The following is a 17,243-nucleotide window of genomic DNA, read 5'->3' as shown; positions in this document are numbered from 1 at the left end:
TTGGCCCCACCCGCGGATTGCGTGCAGCTGCGCGGCAAGCGTTTAATTGCCGCCCAAGGTACTTCGTTACGTTCGGCGTCGTCGGGCGTCCCGCGCGAATCTGGCGGGAGGGCGCCGCGGCGCGATCGGCGCCGACGGCCATCGCCGCGGACCAGTCCACAGAGCCGGCGGCGCGTCAAGTTGGCGGGCCAACAACAACGCGGGCATGTCGTAGTTGGCGCGCCAGCCACGAAAATGCGGCCAGGCTTCCTCGTCGGTCTGTTCGATCGGGTACCCGACTTCGCGCAGCATTGCGGTAGCGGATCTGAATTCGTCGAAGGTGACCGTGACCGGCCCATCGGGGTCAGGATCGTCGGGTACCGACAGCCCCATGACCGTTGCGATCTGCTGTATCGCCACGAAGCCCATCCGAAGCGCCAGCCGCGGGGAAAGTTTGGGTTGTTGCGACGGGGACAGCGCTAAGTGGAGGGCAGCGGCATCCATCACCGCGATCAGCGCGATCAGCCAGTGTGACAGCGGCCGTGGTGAGCGGAGCCTCGCCAATGTCAAGTAGGTGGTGTGGGACTCAGCGACCTCGGCGGCCCATCGTTCCCACGCGACGAACAACTCGTCGAGCAGGGCCGGTATGTCGCTGTCCTCGATCCCCCAGCGAGTGCGGGCCAGAATCTCGGGCCCCCACGCCGGGACGCCGGCGCGTGAGGTAAGCAGGCTGACTTCGGTCTCACGCCGGTTGAATGCGGCGTAGTAGGTGGGCAGGTAGCCGACCTGCAAGCCGATGACAACCAGCCCCGTGAACGCCGCCAAATATTCGAGCGTCGTGCTGCCGGTACCGGTGGGGGCGGCGTAACCGAGGGTGAACATCGACGACCCGGCGTGCGAAAACGCCGCTGAGAGGTTCCCGTCGAGGCTCGGCAACAGCAGCAGCGCGAAACCGGCAACGAGGAGCCCGAGCCACACCGCCAGGCGTATCAGCAACGACAGTGGCGATTGCCACGCGAGGATGCGGTCACGGTGCTCGTACGACCGGACCCGCTTGGTCAGCTGGTAGAACGAAGCGTCCAAGGCGTGGTCGACCCAGCGTGATATCGGGGAATCGACACTGCGTGGCACGACAAGAGTGCCGACAACGCTAAGCAGGGCGCTCGTCACGACGAGGAACCCCACCACGAAGCCCAGCCAGGCAACCATCACCACACCGCCGCCGCATTCAAGCTTTGAATATATCGACGAAGGTGGTAGGTCCCCACGGTCTTAACGAATATGTCGAGAAAGCGCCTAACCATCAGTTCTGTCGAGCGACGAGCTCGGTGACAAATTGATCGATGAAGTCCTCGAACGGCCTTTCACCGGCCGGCCGAATGACGAATTTCGTCAAACCGGCCTCCAGATAGGCGTCGAGTTGGCGATGCAGCTGGTTCCAGCTCGTTGCGATCAGCTGCTCCGGATCCACATCGGGCCGCCGCCGGCGGACGGCGGTAGCCACCTCCGCCGGCAACTCGCCGTCAGCAACGGCCAACGAAATCCCGAAATGGTCTGGCTCGATCTGTCGATCTGCTTGCGCCGCAGCATGTTCGATCGCTTCGCGCGCCGCCCGGGCCTCAATTGGCGTCAGAAAGCTACCTAGCCAGCCATCGCCAAACGCGCCGATGCGCCGAAATGCCGCCGGCGCTGAACCGCCCAACCAGATGTCGAGCGGAGGTACCGGCCGAGGCGCTACCGCCGCCTCGCTAACGGTGAAATACCGGCCGGCATAACTCGGGGAATCCTCGACCAGCACCGACCGCAGCAGCTGCAGCGACTCGTCGAACACCGCCGCCCGCTCGCCGTCGGGAACGACAAACAGCTCGCGCTCGGCGGGAATCGCCGAGCGTAGCCCGAAGACGGGCAGAACTCGCTTGGGCGCGAGGGCCGCCAGCGACGCCAATTGCTTCGCCACCAGCACCGGATGCCGCCCTGGTAGGACCACGACTGAAGTACCGACCTTCAACCGGGTTGTCCGGGCCAGCGCGTAGGCCATGCCCACCATGGGATCCACTGCCGGCGTGTAAACCAGCTCGGAAAACCACAATGAGTCGACCCCGCTGTTTTCCAGGTGATCGACGATGCCAGCGAGCTGTCCTGGACCGATGGTCAAGCCCAGGCTCACCCCGAAGCGAATCTTCACCTGCGTCTCCCTCTGTCTTGTCGCGTATGTACCGCAACACAGCACCGCCGTGTTTTCTGCCCGGGACGTAGTTCGGGATGCAGCCTCAGCCGCGGTCGCTCGCTTCAACGTCAACAGGGACTGGCGATCTGTGTACATGGGGTCTGGGTGTGTGATCGATGAGCAGACTCAACAATTCGGGCCGACTGTAATGTCCGCTCGAGTCCATGAAGGCCTTACGTTTATCAATGAGCGCAAAGTCCAGATCGCCGATCACCTCTCCTTCACCCGCGCGCAGGGGCTCACCGAGCAGCTCTCCTTGCGGAGTGATGATCGCGGTGAAGCAGCCACCCGAGATCGGGCCCACCGGACAACCGGTGTCGGCCGAAATCTGCCCCTGCTGATCCGGATCCAGCCAAGCCGTCGCGGCAACCACGAAGACGCCCGACTCGAGGGCATGATTGCGCACCTGAATTTCGGTCTGCTGCGCGAACAAGTCGCCGAAGATCGATCCCGGGAACATCGCGGAATGGATCTGCTCGCCATCGGCTATCAGCGCATATCGGGCCAGCGGGTTGTAGTGCTCCCAACAGGCCAACTGACCGACGCGACCCACCGCGCTGTCCACCGCTCGAAGTCCGCTGCCATCCCCCTGCCCCCATACCATCCGTTCGTGATATGTGGGGGTGATCTTCCTCCGACGCTGGATCAATGTTCCGTCAGCGTCGAAAAGCAATTGAGTGTTGAACAATGAGCCACCGTCACGCTCGTTCACGCCGATAGACACCACCATTTCCGCTCGTCGTGCGGCGTCGCCGAGCACGTGCGTCGCCTGCGATGGCACGGTGACTGCCTGCCCCAGCAGCCGCATCTGCTCGCCGCTCATCTCAAACGGACGCTGCACAAACGAAAAGTACGGATAATACGGCACAACTGTCTCCGGGAAAACAGCGAATTGCACGCCGCGCGTTGCCAATTCATCGATCTTTGTGACGACGCGGTTGACGGTTCCTTCGCGGCTGTAGAGCACCGGGCTCAGTTGAACCGCCGCGGCTCTGACTGTAGTCACAGCTTCCGTCCTCCCGTTCTGTGTCGGGCGATGGGAACAGTGTGTGCTCATGACTTGCTGTTCGGGCCATTTGTGCGGGATCCGTCTATGGGTTGTCGTGACACCGAATTCTGTTGATTGCACGCAACAGAGCGGCCCGAGGGCGGATACTCGCATCGTCTCAGATCAAGATCGTCCGCGGACACCGCCGGATTCCACGGGAGGCGCCATATGACGTACATGGGAAAGCCCTACTACCCGTCATGGTTGGACAACTTGGCGGACGACGTCACTTTGGAGGCCGCGGCGATGGATGGCACCGCGCGCGGCGCCGACGACGTTCGTTCCATTCTGGTGTCTGCCCGGGAACTGTATGACCACCAGGAGTTCAACTACGCCGGTCCCTGCGGCGACAACGGTTTCCTCGAGGACTACACGAGTTCAGTCCGCGGCATGCCGACCTACGTCGTGGTCCTCGTCACCCTCAACTCGGCCGGGCAGACCGAGCGCGTCGTGGTGAACCACCGGCCACGCAGCGCGATGCTGCAGTTTTCTCGCTTGATGCTCGAGAAGTTCGCCGACACCCCCTACGCCAAGCATTGGCAAGGCACACCGTAGGCGCGCCATGGCATCGATATACAAGGGCAAGCCCTACTACCCGGCGTGGCTGGACAATCTCGCTGACGACGTCACCGGGGAGGGCCCGGCATGGGACGGCGCCATCCAAGGCGCGCAGGCCGTCCACGAAGTTGTGGTCGCCGCCCGCGAAATATACGAGTTCCAAGAATTCCACTACGCCGGCCCATGCGGGGAGAACAGTTTCCTTGAGGACTACACCTCAGCAGTGCGTGGCGCGCCGCTCTACGTGATCGTCCTGGTTACTTTCAACGCCGCCGGGACGGCCCAGCGCCTGGTGGTGAATCACCGTCCGCGCAGCTCCGTGTTGTTGCTGTCCCGCGAGATGCTGGCGAGGTTCGCCGGCACGCCGCTTGCAAAGCACTGGGAAGGCACCCCGTGAGGAGCGAAACGCTGGTCTCCTAAGCCTTCAAGCGCACGCGGCCCTGCCACACCGTCGGTGTCGGTAAGCCTCAATAGGCTTGGGTGCATGCGGATAGCAACCATCGCTCGGCTTATGGCTGTGGCAACCAGCGCACTGGCGTGCTTCGGTTGCGTTGAATTGCCTAATTGCACGGCGCCGACCGCACGCGCGGCCGATGCGAACTATCAGTTGATTCAGGAGCCCGACGCGGGGTACGCCCCCATCATCGGTCTGATCAGCGGTGCGACCCGCTCGGTCCGGATGACCATGTACGAACTCACCGATCCCGCCGCGGTGAACGCACTCATTGATACGCACAACCGGGGCCTCGACACCCGTGTCATTCTCGACGCCGCGTTCCGCGGCCGCCAAACCAACGCCGCGTCCTTCCAACAACTCAGCGACGCCGGCGTGGGGGTCAGGTGGGCTCCCAACGGCGTGATCTATCACCAAAAAACGATCACCGTTGACGACGCCACTGCGACGGTCGGCACCGGCAACCTCGAACCGCAGTACTACTCGACCAGCCGCGACGCCTGGGTGCTGGACACCAATCCGACCGACGTAGCCGCCATTGCCGCGACGTTCGATACCGACTACACCACCCCGCCGTCCGGGCGGCCGCCAGAGGCCACTCCCGCACCGAACCTCATCTGGTCGCCGATGGCGCGCGCCAGCTTCTTGCAGCACATCGACCGGGCCACCCGCAGTATCGATCTCACCAACCAAGAACTCAAAGACCGCGCGGTGGTATCGGCGTTGGACAAAGCCGCGAGCCGCGGTGTGCAATGCCGCATCGTGATGACCCAGGACCCGGCGTGGACCAAGTCAATCGCCGAAGTGTCGGCCGCCGGCTGCTCGGTGCACCTGTTCCCGAACACCGAATCAGGCCTTTACATTCACGAGAAAATGCTGCTCACCGACAACACCTCACTCATCATCGGCAGCCAAAACCTCTCCACCACAAGCCTTGTCGAAAACCGCGAATTGTCCCTTGATCTGGACACCGCTATTGCGCCAGAACTGATTTCCGCCGTGGAATCTACGTTCAACGCTGACTACGCCGCCGCCCCGCCCGCACAGTCATGACTCCGGGCCGCTGGCTACGCGCCGATTTCGGGCATCAGCTCGCCGAGTTCGATGGCGTTACTGGCTGGCGTCTCCTCGAGGGCTAACAGCATGTCAACATCTGCAGCGCCGGTCGCGTGCTGGAGCCTCGACTTGAGCCCAAACAGCAGCTTGTGCCTGTTCGGCGGGCCGACCCTCCCGGACCTTGACCGTCATCTTCGTCACTGGCCGGTTCGCGGTCGTTGTTCGGCCGAACAACATCGATGGGTCGACAGTGTGACGCAGACCCGCCCGATCAGATCAAGCTCGCCGAACTCCGTGCTGACACAGGTGGCTTACGCGTTGAATCGCAGCCAACAACCCGTTATCCGGGCGGGAGCGGACGCTTCATCGTACAAACGACGCCCCACTCGAAAAGCCGGTCCCCGACTTGGTCATATTCCTTGAAGTGGTGTACGACCTGAGTTCGCTGGACCGCAGAGTTGACGATCTCCCACCCCTCTGCTCCGTAGGAGTTCGTCAGTCGGCTGACCTGATCGATCACCTCTTGCAGGGATTCATGCGTCTCGTAGATGAAGGCGGTCTCCCACCGCTGCGGCTGCCACTTGCCGTCTGCCGCCAAGCTTCCAGCACTCCCGGACGAAGGTTCGCTCATGTGTCGGGATCTTACGTCGCTGGCACCCCAGAAAGATGAATGAAAGTTGACCGACGCTTGACAACTAAATGGTTGTGGGCAGCGTTCAATCCACGAATTGCTGGCCGCCGTCGATGTCGTACGTGGTGCCGGTGAGCGCCGTGTTGGTCATCAGGTGTACCGCCAGTGCGGCAACATCGGCGGGACCGACTACCCGCCCGATGGGAAGCTTGGCGCGCAGCTCGGCTCTACGCTCCTCGAGTTGATCTCCGAGTAGCGCGGCGGACAGTGGTGTGTCAACGAAGCCGGCGGCGATGAGGTTGACGCGAACGGGTGCGAGCTCGAGGGCCAGGGCGGCGGTGAACGGAGGCAGCGCAGCGGTGGCCGCAGACACGATGCCGAGGTCTTTGGTGACACGACGCCCACCGGTGCCGCCCATGAATGTCAGTGAGCCGTGCGGCGTCAGCTTGCCCACCGAGTGGCGCGCCACGGCGAGATACAGCGTTACGTGCCCGCTGAGTACGTCGCGCACTTCGTCCGAGTCCATTTCCAGCAGCGGCCCGTAGCGTGGGCCTCCCGCGGTGACCATCACGTGATCGACTGGGGCGGAAAAGGTTTCGAAGAAGCCGTGCAAGGCATCGTCGTCGGTGGCGTCGAATGCCGCAGTCTGTTGCGCTCCGACGTCGTCGGCGGCTTCGGCGAGCCGGTCCGGATTGCGGCCGGTGAGTATCACGTTGGCGCCGTGAGCGCGTGCGCGTCTGGCCGTCTCCAGGCCGATGCCGGCGCTGCCACCAATCAGTACGACGGTCTGGCCGGCCAGATCCAGTGCTCGCTGGGACGTTGCGCTGCACATGATTCCTCCAAACCACCAACGATTTCGGTTGAGACCGATGTATCTCTGTTACCGGAACGTGGCCGGCGTGTACTCATTGTTCGGCTAGGTTAACCACTCGGCCGGTCTGGTGCATTGCAGGCGGACGGGCTGCAACCCTATTAGGAAGCACGGGGGATTGATGGATTTCGAGGGTGTACATACTCGGGCGCTCCTGACAATGGCTCGGCGGGCCCTGCAGGACGACAACGTCGACAAGGGAATGCTTTGCACGGCCGCGATCAGGGTCATCGACAACCCTCCTCGGGATGGCATATTGCGCAGTTTGGCCGACCACGTATGTCAGGCCGTGTTTGACTGGGCCTGCTTCGAGGGCTCCCCTGCACGGCTGGAGGGTGTCGTCGAGAGCTACAAGACCGCCGCCAGCGCCCTACAGGTCGATGAACAGCTCAACAGATTGCGGCACTAGCGTCTTCAACTCCGCCGATAAGGTGCCACATGTTCAGGACCTTCAGGCCAAAATAAGCCTTACGGCCCCGGAAGGACTGAACGTGACAACGCCAGACTCCAACAGCAATCGGCTAACTCCTCAACTCATTCCGCACCGGTTGCTGCGCAACAACCAACGCCACCATCCCGCCGTGCTGGAGGAGGCTAGGAGACGAAGCGACAAATTCCAGTTGCGACTGGCCGATACCATCACCGCATTCGCCGGCTCGATGAACTTCGTCTGGATTCACGCCGTCCTCTTCGCCGTGTGGATGGTGGTTCTCGAGAAGAGCCCGTGGCCGACGCTGACTCTGGTGGTGTCACTTGAAGCGATCTTTCTGTCGACGTTCGTCATGATCGGCCAGAACCGTCAATCGGCCTTCCAACAGGCCAAAGCCGATCACGACTTCGGAGCTCAGGAGCTCGAGCTCAAAACCAACACCGAGCTGACCCGCCAAATCCACACCCTCACAGAGGAATTGCACAGGCGGTTCATCGAAGGGGCCGCATAACTACGCGCAACAATGAGAGCGTGCAAATCCGAATCGTAGGTACTCAGCTACCCGGGCGCGAATGCTGCGCCGGCGACAACTTCCCCGGATACTCCAACATCCACGTCGGCGTGCAGCGCAAGAACCGTCGTGATGAGCTCTTAGGCCTCCATCCGGGCGATGCGGCGTCAGCGGAGTGGACGCTGGATTGTTCCGTGGATGGAACCGATGTCCGCGGGCCGCATATTCAGGGACGGCCCGGAGCACGATTCATTTACTTGAGCTGGGGCGACGTCGACGATAAGGGTCGCTTCACGATGTTTCGGCGGGCAAAGTTGATGCTCGCCGACGTGCCGACCGACGTCCTCGATGCGGCCGCGAGGTCGGGGACGCTGGTCGGAACCCTCGGTCTCACCGACGCTAAGGGGCATCCGTTATGCGCGCGGGTGAAGCCGCCGATGATCCGCTGGAGCTCAACAAGGTAGTCGGGGGCAGAGCGGCGGCTTGGCACGTGGATGCGAGATGCTTGACGCATGGAGCATTACCGCCGCAATGACCTAACCTTCGATGTCCGCGATGCCGGACCGGCCGATGGACCCGTTGTGGTCTTGCTGCACGGCTTCCCGCAGCACAACGACAGCTGGAACGCCGTCATCGACCGGCTTACCGCCCAGGGCTACCGCTGCCTGGCGCCCAATCAACGGGGCTATTCACCGGGTGCCCGGCCCGCCCGCCGCCGCGACTACCGCATACCCGAACTCGTCGCCGATCTCGGCGCGCTGATCGACGCCAGCGGTGCACGACGGGTGCACCTCGTCGGGCATGACTGGGGCGCCGCGGTCGCGTGGGCCGCCGCGGCCGAAATGCCCGAGCGGCTGGCCACCGTGTCACCGATTTCGGTGCCGCATCCCGCCGCGTTCCTCAAATCGTTCACTAACAGTCGCCAGGGCCTGGCGTCTTGGTACATGTTTTTCTTTCAGCTGCCGCGGATACCGGAATGGCTGCTCCTGCGCCGCAACGGCGCCATGATCTCCGAATCACTGCGACGAACCGGCCAAATACCGGCCGTGGCCAAGCGAGATGCACAGGCCATCAGCGGACCCGGAGCGCTGACGGCTGCGATCAACTGGTACCGCGCGATGCCGTTATCCGATCCGCGCGCCATTAACCAAAAGGTCTCTGCGCCAACGATGTACGTGTGGAGCGACCACGACACCGCGTTGCTTCCCAAAGCAGCCCACGACACTGCTCGATACGTCAGCGGCGAATATCGGTTCGAGATCCTGCCCGGTGTCTCGCATTGGATACCCGATGAACAACCCGACAAGTTAGCCGAACTGCTGCTCGATTGGTTCGCGGCTCACCAAACCGACTGACCGCGACTGGATAGCCTGCCTGTGTGACGGATAGCGGTCCGCGTTAATTCACCACGGACCGCTAACATCCCACAGTGAAACTGAATCTGAACGTGGGGCGTGAGTACTGTGACTCGCGCGGGGGATGGGCTAAATACGGTGTCTCGCACGGTATCTTGAGGTCGTGCCGGCTGCCGCAGAGTGCGCCTCCGCGGCAGAGTGTCTCGTAGATGCGCCGGCGTCCCGAGATGCTCGATCGGGACTCCCGGGCGCAAGGCTCCAAAGGTTCTCTCGCTTAACGACTTCGGCTCGCGCGCTAGACCACCGGCGGTTCAAACCAATCGTTTTGCTCGCTCTGGTGGTAAGGCTGCAAAGCGCCGATGGCGGGACGGTTGGCGCGCTGGTTGTATCGCTCAAACAGTCATTGCACATCGACGACATCCAGGTTGGGCTGCTGGTCACCGTATCGACCGGTGTCGGCGCGCTTGCCACGCTGCTGGCCGGGCCGCTCGCCGATCGCACCGCACGGGTTCGGCTGCTGTGGATGGCGCTGCTGGTGTGCTCGGCGGCAATGGCGTTGAGCGCAGCCGCCCCCAGTTACGGCTGGCTGCTGGCTAGCCGGGTGGGCCTCGGCGCCGGGATGGCGGTCTCGGGGCCAGTGGTCGCCTCGCTGGTCGGCGACTACTTCCGGCCGAGCGAGCGGGGTCGTGTGTATGGGCTTGTGCTCGCCGGCGAAGGAACCTACACGGCGGTGGGGCTGCTGGTCGCGGGGGAACTCGGCGCGCTCAGCTGGCGGCTGGGCTTCTGCTGGCTGGCCGTGGTGGGATTCGCACTGGCCGTCGCCGTGGCGACGATGCTCCGCGAACCGCTACGCGGCGGCCACAGCCGCCTCAGCGACCACGCAGCAGAGGATCCGCGGGTTTCAGTTGAAGGTACGCGGCGTCGCTCGGTGTGGCGGGACCTGCGCTGGGTGCTCTCGATACGTACCAATGTCGTTCTGACCGTGGGGTCGTCGTTCGGCTACTTCTTCTCCACCGGGTTAAGCACCTTCGGGGTGGCCTTGCTGTGTGGCCGGTTTCAGATCGGCCAGGCCCAGGCGACCGTGCTCATCGCCGTCCTCGGCGTCGGCGCGCTGATCGGCGTGCTCAGCACCGGACGCATCGCCGACCGGCTGACCGCCCGGGGCCACATCAGTGCACGGATCGTGGTGGGCGGGGTGACGTTTCTCGCAGCGGCGGTGTTCATCCTTCCGACACTGCTGACCGACAGCCTGCCGCTCGCGCTGGCGTTCGCGTTTCTTGCCGGGATCGCAATGGGCGGGGTGAACCCACCGCTCAACGCGGCGAGGCTGGACATCGTGCATTCCCGGCTGTGGGGAACGGCCGAAGCGGTGCGGAGCGCGCTGGTGTCGATATCCACGGGGTTGGCACCGGTGGCATTCGGCGCTGTGTCCACCGCACTAGGGCGAGGCGAACGCGCCGGCGCGGCCGCGAGCGCCGCCACCGCGTTGGGCCATACGTTCCTCATCATGCTGGTGACGCTGGTCATCGCCGCCGGGCTGCTGTTATGCCTGGCACGCCGCACCTATCCGCGCGACGTCGCGACGGTGATGGCCTCTGAGTTGCTGACCGTCAGCGGTGCGGCGCCAGCGCCGCGAGTCGAGGCACACCTGACTGCGATGTGTGGTTGATCGAACGCTCGACTGGTTCGCTGATCATCAAGCCGATTGACGCCGCGGCGACCCGGTAGCACTCCCCTCCGGCCGCGCAAGCCCAAGGTGGTCGCGCAACGTCTGGCCGGTGTACTCGGTGCGGAATCGGCCACGGCGCTGCAGGATCGGCACGACATGATCGACGAAGGCCGTAAGTTCATGCGGCAGCGTCGATCCCATGAACGTGAAGCCGTCGACCGCGCCCGCATCCTGCCACGCGATCATATGAGCGGCCAGTTGCTCGGGAGTGCCGATGAACTGCGTCCCGCCGGCGCCTCCGCTCGCCGGCCGGGTGATCTCCCGTAAGGACGCGTTCGGTCGCGCACGCGCGGCCGCATAGAGCTGTTCGGCGCGGCTTGACGGTGCCGACCGGTCAGTCCAGAGCCTGGGCGGCAGCGGAGCGTCCGGATCGAAACCATCGGGATCGAGTCCGGCTGTGTACAAAGCGTTTTGCCAACGAAACTCCGGGCTCTCCAGATCCTCGAGTCGCCGCGCTCGTGCCTGCGCTTCGGCCTCGGTGCCGCCCAACGTGGCCATCAACGCAGGCAGCACCAACACCTGGTCGGGGTTGCGGCCGGCAGCAGCGGCCTGCGCGTGCAGATCAGCCCGGAAGGCGACCGCGGCCTCGAGGGATGGCGGCCCGGAGAACACCGCCTCGGCGTAGCGCGCGGCCAGCCCGACTCCGGCTGCCGACTGTCCTGCCTGAACGAGCACCGGGTGCCCTTGCGGCGAGCGGGGAAACGGCAGGACCCCCTCGACGTCGTAGTACTGACCGTGGAAGCGTGGCGCGTGCAGCTTCGCACGGTCTGCCCACACGCCGCGCTCGCGATCACCGATGACCGCGTCGTCCTCCCAGCTGTCCCACGAACGCGTGACGGCGTCGACGAATTCGTGAGCGCGCGTATACCGATCGGCACGCTCGGGATGGAACCGCTCACCGAAATTCGCCGCAGCCAGCGGCGTGACGGTCGTGACGATGTTCCAGCCGGCGCGACCGCCGCTGAGGTGATCCAGCGTCGCAAACCGGCGGGCGAGCTCCCACGGCTTGCTGTAGGTCGTTGAGCCCGTCCCGATCAGGCCGATGTGACTCGTGACCGCGGCCAGCGCCGACAGCACCGAAATCGGATCGAATTGTGTCTGCGGGAGATAGGTAGCCCGGTACTCGGCGATCGCGATGTTGTCGGCCAGGAAAATCGAGTCCATCAAGCCGCGCTCAGCGATCCGCGCGATATCGGCGTAGTAGGACAGGCCGAGGACGTTGCGAACGTCGTCATCAACTACGCGCCATGCGGCTTCGTGATACCCGTTGGGCCAGATGAATGCGTTGAAGTGCAACTGCGTGCTCATGCTGAGCAGCAACACGGCGAGGAGTCGAAATAGTCCTCCGCCGACTACGGCTTGCTGCTCAGCTTTCGCGGAGCGAGTGACGGGACTCGAACCCGTGTGTACGGCTTTGCAGGCCGCTGCCTAGCCGCTCAGCCACACCCGCACAAGCCGTCACCGTGCCACCTCAGACCCCTGGCGGTCCATCATTTCGCTCGGCCCGATCATTTCCGCGCGGCATCGCTGCCGTCCAGACGGTGCCCGCACGTTAGGGTGCCTTGGTCGGGGTCCGCGAACACGCCGATAGAAAAGTTGAGCAAATTCATGACCACTGCAGAAGCATCGGAGCTGGAATCGCGGGTCGGCCACTACTACCAGATGGACGGCACCTACCTGGTGGGCCGCGAGAAGCTACGCGAGTACGCCCGTGCAGTGCAGGACTATCATCCCGCACACTGGGACGTCGTGGCCGCCGCTGAGCTGGGTTATTCGGACCTGGTGGCGCCGCTGACGTTCACGTCGACCCCGGGCATGACCTGCAACCGCCTCATGTTCGAGCAGGTGGTCGTCGGCTACGACACGTATATGCAGACCGAAGAGGTGTTCGAGCAGCACCGCCCGATCGTGGCCGGTGACGAACTGCACGTCGACGTCGAACTGACGTCGGTGCGCAGAATCGCCGGCAGAGACCTGATCACAGTCACCAACACCTTCACCGACACTGACGGCGAACGGGTACACACCCTGCACACCACCGTCGTCGGTCTCACCGCCGAGGACGTCGATCCGGCGATCAAGACGGCCGTGCAGACGATGATGATGCACGACGTGGACCTCTTCGGAATCGGCGAATCCGAGTACCGGAAGACGGTGCGCCCCGAGGGCGAGATAGGCATCGCCGAGGACACGACCCGCACGCCTGGCACACCATCCTTCGATGAGGTGACGGTCGGCGACGAGCTACCGATGCACCACGCGCGACTGTCCCGCGGCGATCTGGTGAACTACGCCGGCGTGGCCGGCGACGCCAACCCGATTCACTGGGACGAGGGCATCGCCAAGCTGGCGGGCCTGCCCGATGTGATCGCCCACGGAATGCTGACCATGGGTGTGGGTGCCGGATTCGCCTCAGCGTGGTCGGGTGACCCCGGTGCGGTGACCCGCTACGCGGTGCGGCTCTCGGCGCCCGCGATCGTGTCGGCCACCGACGGCGCCGACATCGAGTTCAGTGGCCGGATCAAGTCGCTCGACCCTGACACCCGCACCGGTGTCGTCATTGTCGGCGCGAAGTCCGATGGCAAGAAGATCTTCGGGCTCGCGACGTTGAACATTCGCTTCCGCTGACCTGCCGGCTGTGACGTTGTTCGCGCATGACAGCGTCCACGACTCGAACCCGTACAGCGCGTGCGGGTTAACGCCAGCGCCGATGCACGCCCCCGCGCCGAACCAAGCCAGAATGAGGGGTCCGGCGTAATCGAGGCATCCGGCAGCGAGGAGCACACGTGGGTCGACGCAAGTTGGCACTTGTCGCGTTGTGCGCGCTGATCGTCATCGTCGGCGGATGGATGCTGGCGCGGACCCATTCTTCCGAGCCGGCACCGACGACAGTCAGTGGCGTCAACGAGCCGACGTGCCCGATGACCACCCTGCCGCCCGAAGTGGGCGACACAGTGCGGCGCATCCACGCAGGCGGCCCCTTCCCGTTTCCGCAAAGCGACGGCGCGGTGTTCGTGAATCACGAGGGTCATCTGCCTAAGCAGCGCAGGGGGTACTACCACGAGTACACCGTGATCACCCCGCGTGCCCGAGACCGGTCGCTCAGGCGCATCGTCACTGGCGGAGCACCATTGACCGATCCGACCCAATACTTCTACACCGGCGACCACTATGACTCGTTCTGCCGGATCACTGGCGCGGGGAGGCAATGATGGCACGGGAGCCACGCGAAGACCGACCTGTTATCTTCCGAATCGACGGTCGAAAGATCAAGTCCGCCAATGACTTCTATCGCGAGATCGGATCCGCCGTCAACGGTCCCGGCGGATACTTTGGCCGCAATCTCGACGCACTGGCCGACTGCCTGCGAGGCGGATTCGGCACCCCCGAAAATCGGCCTTACGAATTCGTATGGCAACACAGCGCGCTGTCGCAGCGGTACCTCAACGACGTGCGCCACGGACAGGGCACGTTGTTCGAGGCGATACAGGACGTCTTTCACGACGCTGGAGTACCGCTGAACCTCAAGTGACACTACGATCTGTCACCGCGGTTGATCGAGGTAGCGGCGCGCGCCCCAGTAATCTGCGTCCAGTCGAACCGGGGTGATGCGCACTGGTGCCGTCGAGTCGAATGCCTCGATCATCTGGCCGTTCCCGGAATACATGGCCACGTGGTAGATCGCGTCGGGATTGTCGGGGTCCCTGTTGCCGTGCGAGTAGAAGAGCAGATCGCCCGGTTGCAACGCGGATTTGTCGACGGGGCGGCCCCGGCTGTCGGCGGCTTGCGGGCCGGCATCGCGCGGCAGGGTGATGCCGTGCACCTGGTAGATGGTGGAGGTGAAACCGGAGCAGTCGAACCCGAACCCCGCACGACCGCCCCACAGGTAGGGGACGTTCACAAACACGGCGGCGTATCGGACCAGATCCGCTCCGGTGGGATGCGGTGTGTCCGTTGGCTTTTCGTACACCGCCACCGTCCGAGCATCCAGCCACCTCGGGCCTCGACCGGGGGTGGCCACCTGAACCGCCTTGTCGGTGCGGTTCACGACGGGAAGCCTGGTGTTGCTACTGATCTCGAGTTCCTGATCGGAGAGTCCGGATTCACGGTAGAGCCAGGTGGTGATGCCGCGATCGGCCAGCGCGAAGGAAGCGTGGTCCTGCAGCGCGCCGTAGCCTGCATCGGTTGTCAACTGGGCCTTGGGAATCCAGCCGGGATAGCCCAGCGCGTTCTTCGGTGTGGGCTGGCCGGGGACCAGTACTCCGTCCCAGTCACCCTGCTCCCCCACCACGAAGACACGGTCGCCGAAGAGGGCCTGCGTCTGGGTGAGATTGTCCGACGTGAGTGCTTGCTGCTGGGCCGGTGTCATGTCCGACAGCCAGCCGCGAATATCGACCGGATTTGTCAGGGCGGGATGGTCGACTGGACGCGGGCTCTGCGGCGTGGTCCACACCGTGGCCACCGAAACCGCGACAAAGGCGCTGGGTGGCGTCTGACCGGGTCCCTTCATCTCACGCGGGCCCATCATTCCGCGGGGCCCGATCATCGCAGGGCCGGCGTGGTTGTGGCCGCCCGACCGGGTGTCCTGAGTCCAGCCAGAAAAGAAGATCACGGCCGTGACAATCGCGACACCGCCGACGATGCCCACCAAGGCTCCAACCCGGTTGAGCCCGCTGGGCCGTTGCCTCTGCGGCGATTTCGGCGCCCGGCCACCGACCACACGGCGCACTGCTCAGCCCAGGGTCCGGGCTGCCGCGGTAGCCACATCACCTCGCAGATACGCGATCGGTGGATCGCCTCGCGGATCGATCGCGCTCGTAAGCAGAATGACGTAGGTATCCGAGCGGGGGTCCATCCACATCGAGGTGCCGGTAAAGCCTGTGTGTCCGAAGCTGCCGATGGGAAAGATCATGCCTCGGGTGCCGGAATAAGCGGTATCAATATCCCAGCCGAAGCCACGCAGGTTTTGTCCCCTGATCGCCGGATAGTGCGGAGCGAGCAGCGGATCATATGTGTTTGGTGCCTTCGCGATGGCTTCCTGGGCGGCGTCGTTGGCTGCCTCGACTTGTTGAGCGGTATGTCCGGGCTGCTGGGGAGTGGTCATCAATTCCAGCGTCGCCTGCTTCAGCGGGAACCTGCTCGGGCGGCCCGCGAGCCGGTCAAGCAGGGCCTGCGCATACAGGCTGACATCGTGCGCCGTCGAGAACACACCGGCATGCCCCGCCACTCCCCCCATGCGGCGCGTCGTCGGGTCAAACACCGCGCCCCGCAGCAGGAAATCAAAATCGGGATTCTTGCCCGGATCGTTCCTGCTTTCGTCGTCATGTGTCGTCGGCGCGATGCGCGACAACAGACTCGTGCTCCACGTGCCCGCAGGACAAACGCCCGGCATGCCGCCAATTGGCGCAGGCGCCCAGGCAACCGCGGATCCTCGCAGCACATGTGGACCACATGCTTTGGCCGGTGGAAGATAACGGGTTTCTGTCATACCAAGCGGCGCAAAGACATTCCGCTGAATGTAAACGTCTTCTGGCTCGCCGGTGAGTTTCTCGACCAGCGCGCCAAGTAGAATGAAGTTGATGTCGGCGTAGTTGAAATACTCACCGGGAGGTGACTCCAGCGGCGTGGTGAGGGCACGGAGAATGCCTTCTGGTTTGTCGGCTCTGTCCAATCCCCACGGATCGTCGAGCCGCACGTCCTCCGGTTCGCCTGAAGTGTGCGTCAGCAGCATGCGAACCGTCACCTTTGCACGCTGTGGGTCGTTCCCGGTGTTGAAGTCCGGCAAATACTTCTGCACAGGATCGTCGAACTGAACCTTGCCTTGCTCGTACAGTTGCATGACCGCGGTCGCCGTTGCGAGGCACTTCGTCAACGACGCCATGTCGAAGATCGTGTCCTCGGTCATCGGCTCGGCAGGCGCGGGCGATCCAGCTAGCCCCGGTTCGCCGGCAAGCTTGCGCGACCCATAAGCCTGATGGAAGACAACCTTGCCACCATGCCCGACCACCACCACGCCGCCTGGCGCCGTACCTGCCGCAATCGCATCGTTCATCAGCTTGGAGACCGTTGCGAAGTCCGGTGCGGGAAGTGCGTCGGGCGTCGGCGATGCGGGCACAGAAGCCGAGCCTGGCGCCGGGGTAGACGCGGGAACCGCAACTGGCGCCCGCATTGCCTGCGCGCTCTCCCTCACCGCTGTGTGCGCCACATAGCCACACGAGGAAGTCGCCGCGAGGGTAAGCGAGGCAATTCCAACAGCGATTGCTTTTCGCACGGATGGCACCGTCGTGTCACCGCTCATCAGCGGTGTTCGTCATATCGCGATGCCAGATCCGACACGATGTTCTGAGACCTCCAGGAGCCTGTGTGTACTTCTTCTCGCCGTGAGGAGTAGGCG

19 protein-coding genes and 1 tRNA gene are annotated in these 17,243 nt (G+C 63.9%); 11 read left to right on the top strand and 9 right to left on the bottom strand.

Going from position 1 to position 17,243, the window contains the following annotated elements; genetic code table 11:
• Window positions 1-66: 66 nt before the first annotated feature.
• The 3 genes from VKI00_RS09330 to VKI00_RS09320 all read right to left on the bottom strand — a co-directional run bounded on the left by VKI00_RS09330 (window position 67) and on the right by VKI00_RS09320 (window position 3,212).
• The gene (locus tag VKI00_RS09330) at window positions 67-1,188 is read right to left on the bottom strand and encodes a hypothetical protein (RefSeq protein WP_324436950.1); all 1,122 of its coding nucleotides are present in this window, start codon (window positions 1,186-1,188) and stop codon (window positions 67-69) included.
• 94 nt (window positions 1,189-1,282) lie between these two features.
• Window positions 1,283-2,164, bottom strand: a complete 882-nt coding sequence (locus VKI00_RS09325) for a TIGR03854 family LLM class F420-dependent oxidoreductase (RefSeq protein WP_324436948.1) — start codon at window positions 2,162-2,164, stop codon at window positions 1,283-1,285.
• A gap of 85 nt (window positions 2,165-2,249) precedes the next feature.
• On the bottom strand, window positions 2,250-3,212 hold the full coding sequence (locus VKI00_RS09320) for a nitrilase-related carbon-nitrogen hydrolase (protein WP_324437016.1): 963 nt from the start codon (window positions 3,210-3,212) through the stop codon (window positions 2,250-2,252).
• Window positions 3,213-3,422: 210 nt separating this feature from the next.
• Here VKI00_RS09320 and VKI00_RS09315 point away from each other — a divergent pair, with 210 nt between their 5' ends.
• The 3 genes from VKI00_RS09315 to VKI00_RS09305 all read left to right on the top strand — a co-directional run bounded on the left by VKI00_RS09315 (window position 3,423) and on the right by VKI00_RS09305 (window position 5,319).
• Complete coding sequence (locus VKI00_RS09315) at window positions 3,423-3,809, top strand: hypothetical protein (protein ID WP_324436946.1); 387 nt, start codon at window positions 3,423-3,425, stop codon at window positions 3,807-3,809.
• A 7-nt stretch (window positions 3,810-3,816) separates the two neighbouring features.
• Window positions 3,817-4,209, top strand: coding sequence for a hypothetical protein (locus VKI00_RS09310; RefSeq protein ID WP_324436944.1), 393 nt, complete (start codon window positions 3,817-3,819; stop codon window positions 4,207-4,209).
• Window positions 4,210-4,296: 87 nt separating this feature from the next.
• Window positions 4,297-5,319 carry a phospholipase D-like domain-containing protein gene (locus tag VKI00_RS09305; protein WP_324436943.1) on the top strand — a complete coding sequence of 341 codons (1,023 nt, stop codon included), beginning with the start codon at window positions 4,297-4,299 and terminating at the stop codon, window positions 5,317-5,319.
• Between the two features lie 343 nt (window positions 5,320-5,662).
• Here the strand turns inward: VKI00_RS09305 and VKI00_RS09300 are convergent, their stop codons facing one another.
• Both VKI00_RS09300 and VKI00_RS09295 read right to left on the bottom strand, forming a co-directional pair.
• Window positions 5,663-5,953, bottom strand: a complete 291-nt coding sequence (locus VKI00_RS09300; protein WP_324436941.1) for a hypothetical protein — start codon at window positions 5,951-5,953, stop codon at window positions 5,663-5,665.
• An 85-nt stretch (window positions 5,954-6,038) separates the two neighbouring features.
• Window positions 6,039-6,785, bottom strand: a complete 747-nt coding sequence (locus tag VKI00_RS09295) for an SDR family NAD(P)-dependent oxidoreductase (protein ID WP_324436939.1) — start codon at window positions 6,783-6,785, stop codon at window positions 6,039-6,041.
• 199 nt (window positions 6,786-6,984) lie between these two features.
• Here VKI00_RS09295 and VKI00_RS09290 point away from each other — a divergent pair, with 199 nt between their 5' ends.
• The 5 genes from VKI00_RS09290 (at window position 6,985) to VKI00_RS09270 (ending at window position 10,789) form a co-directional block, all read left to right on the top strand.
• A complete protein-coding gene (locus tag VKI00_RS09290; protein ID WP_324436937.1) occupies window positions 6,985-7,233 on the top strand; it encodes a hypothetical protein in 249 nt (82 codons plus the stop codon).
• A gap of 82 nt (window positions 7,234-7,315) precedes the next feature.
• Window positions 7,316-7,765 (top strand): DUF1003 domain-containing protein, encoded by a 450-nt coding sequence (locus VKI00_RS09285; RefSeq protein ID WP_324436936.1) that lies wholly within the window; start codon window positions 7,316-7,318, stop codon window positions 7,763-7,765.
• A gap of 20 nt (window positions 7,766-7,785) precedes the next feature.
• Window positions 7,786-8,229: a DUF5990 family protein gene (locus VKI00_RS09280; RefSeq protein ID WP_324436934.1), complete on the top strand. Its 444-nt coding sequence runs from the start codon at window positions 7,786-7,788 to the stop codon at window positions 8,227-8,229.
• Between the two features lie 48 nt (window positions 8,230-8,277).
• Window positions 8,278-9,120, top strand: coding sequence for an alpha/beta fold hydrolase (locus VKI00_RS09275; protein WP_324436933.1), 843 nt, complete (start codon window positions 8,278-8,280; stop codon window positions 9,118-9,120).
• 337 nt (window positions 9,121-9,457) lie between these two features.
• Window positions 9,458-10,789, top strand: coding sequence for an MFS transporter (locus VKI00_RS09270; protein ID WP_324436931.1), 1,332 nt, complete (start codon window positions 9,458-9,460; stop codon window positions 10,787-10,789).
• Between the two features lie 27 nt (window positions 10,790-10,816).
• Here VKI00_RS09270 and VKI00_RS09265 read toward each other — a convergent pair whose 3' ends face one another.
• Both VKI00_RS09265 and VKI00_RS09260 read right to left on the bottom strand, forming a co-directional pair.
• The gene (locus VKI00_RS09265) at window positions 10,817-12,157 is read right to left on the bottom strand and encodes an NtaA/DmoA family FMN-dependent monooxygenase (protein WP_324436929.1); all 1,341 of its coding nucleotides are present in this window, start codon (window positions 12,155-12,157) and stop codon (window positions 10,817-10,819) included.
• Between the two features lie 71 nt (window positions 12,158-12,228).
• A tRNA-Cys gene (locus VKI00_RS09260) sits at window positions 12,229-12,299 on the bottom strand.
• Between the two features lie 158 nt (window positions 12,300-12,457).
• On the opposite strand from VKI00_RS09260, the gene VKI00_RS09255 reads away from it, so the two are divergent.
• From VKI00_RS09255 to VKI00_RS09245, 3 genes are all read left to right on the top strand, one after another.
• Window positions 12,458-13,477, top strand: a complete 1,020-nt coding sequence (locus tag VKI00_RS09255; protein WP_324436928.1) for a fused (3R)-hydroxyacyl-ACP dehydratase subunits HadA/HadB — start codon at window positions 12,458-12,460, stop codon at window positions 13,475-13,477.
• A 158-nt stretch (window positions 13,478-13,635) separates the two neighbouring features.
• The gene (locus tag VKI00_RS09250) at window positions 13,636-14,061 is read left to right on the top strand and encodes a ribonuclease domain-containing protein (protein ID WP_324436926.1); all 426 of its coding nucleotides are present in this window, start codon (window positions 13,636-13,638) and stop codon (window positions 14,059-14,061) included.
• The gene (locus tag VKI00_RS09245; RefSeq protein ID WP_324436924.1) at window positions 14,061-14,381 is read left to right on the top strand and encodes a barstar family protein; all 321 of its coding nucleotides are present in this window, start codon (window positions 14,061-14,063) and stop codon (window positions 14,379-14,381) included. Before VKI00_RS09250 ends, VKI00_RS09245 begins: the two co-directional genes overlap by 1 nt.
• A gap of 12 nt (window positions 14,382-14,393) precedes the next feature.
• Here VKI00_RS09245 and VKI00_RS09240 read toward each other — a convergent pair whose 3' ends face one another.
• On the bottom strand, window positions 14,394-15,497 hold the full coding sequence (locus tag VKI00_RS09240) for a C40 family peptidase (protein ID WP_324436922.1): 1,104 nt from the start codon (window positions 15,495-15,497) through the stop codon (window positions 14,394-14,396).
• A gap of 84 nt (window positions 15,498-15,581) precedes the next feature.
• Window positions 15,582-17,147: a serine hydrolase domain-containing protein gene (locus tag VKI00_RS09235; RefSeq protein WP_324436920.1), complete on the bottom strand. Its 1,566-nt coding sequence runs from the start codon at window positions 17,145-17,147 to the stop codon at window positions 15,582-15,584.
• Between the last annotated feature and the right edge of the window lie 96 nt (window positions 17,148-17,243).

It is taken from the genome of Mycobacterium sp. (assembly GCF_035314665.1).
Classification (GTDB): Bacteria; Actinomycetota; Actinomycetes; order Mycobacteriales; family Mycobacteriaceae; genus Mycobacterium.
Note: the sequence above shows the minus strand (reverse complement) of the source record. Positions and strands in the feature narration are given on the sequence as shown.

Bases quoted from the DNA above. Each gene is read 5' to 3' on its own strand.
- VKI00_RS09315 (WP_324436946.1), top strand. From the start codon at position 3,423: ATGACGTACATGGGAAAGCCCTACTACCCGTCATGGTTGGACAACTTG.
- VKI00_RS09300 (WP_324436941.1), bottom strand. From the start codon at position 5,953: ATGAGCGAACCTTCGTCCGGGAGTGCTGGAAGCTTGGCGGCAGACGGC.
- VKI00_RS09275 (WP_324436933.1), top strand. From the start codon at position 8,278: ATGGAGCATTACCGCCGCAATGACCTAACCTTCGATGTCCGCGATGCC.
- VKI00_RS09235 (WP_324436920.1), bottom strand. From the start codon at position 17,147: ATGAGCGGTGACACGACGGTGCCATCCGTGCGAAAAGCAATCGCTGTT.
- VKI00_RS09310 (WP_324436944.1), top strand. From the start codon at position 3,817: ATGGCATCGATATACAAGGGCAAGCCCTACTACCCGGCGTGGCTGGAC.
- VKI00_RS09265 (WP_324436929.1), bottom strand. From the start codon at position 12,157: ATGAGCACGCAGTTGCACTTCAACGCATTCATCTGGCCCAACGGGTAT.
- VKI00_RS09290 (WP_324436937.1), top strand. From the start codon at position 6,985: ATGGCTCGGCGGGCCCTGCAGGACGACAACGTCGACAAGGGAATGCTT.
- VKI00_RS09295 (WP_324436939.1), bottom strand. From the start codon at position 6,785: ATGTGCAGCGCAACGTCCCAGCGAGCACTGGATCTGGCCGGCCAGACC.
- VKI00_RS09305 (WP_324436943.1), top strand. From the start codon at position 4,297: ATGCGGATAGCAACCATCGCTCGGCTTATGGCTGTGGCAACCAGCGCA.
- VKI00_RS09330 (WP_324436950.1), bottom strand. From the start codon at position 1,188: ATGGTTGCCTGGCTGGGCTTCGTGGTGGGGTTCCTCGTCGTGACGAGC.
- VKI00_RS09255 (WP_324436928.1), top strand. From the start codon at position 12,458: ATGACCACTGCAGAAGCATCGGAGCTGGAATCGCGGGTCGGCCACTAC.
- VKI00_RS09245 (WP_324436924.1), top strand. From the start codon at position 14,061: ATGGCACGGGAGCCACGCGAAGACCGACCTGTTATCTTCCGAATCGAC.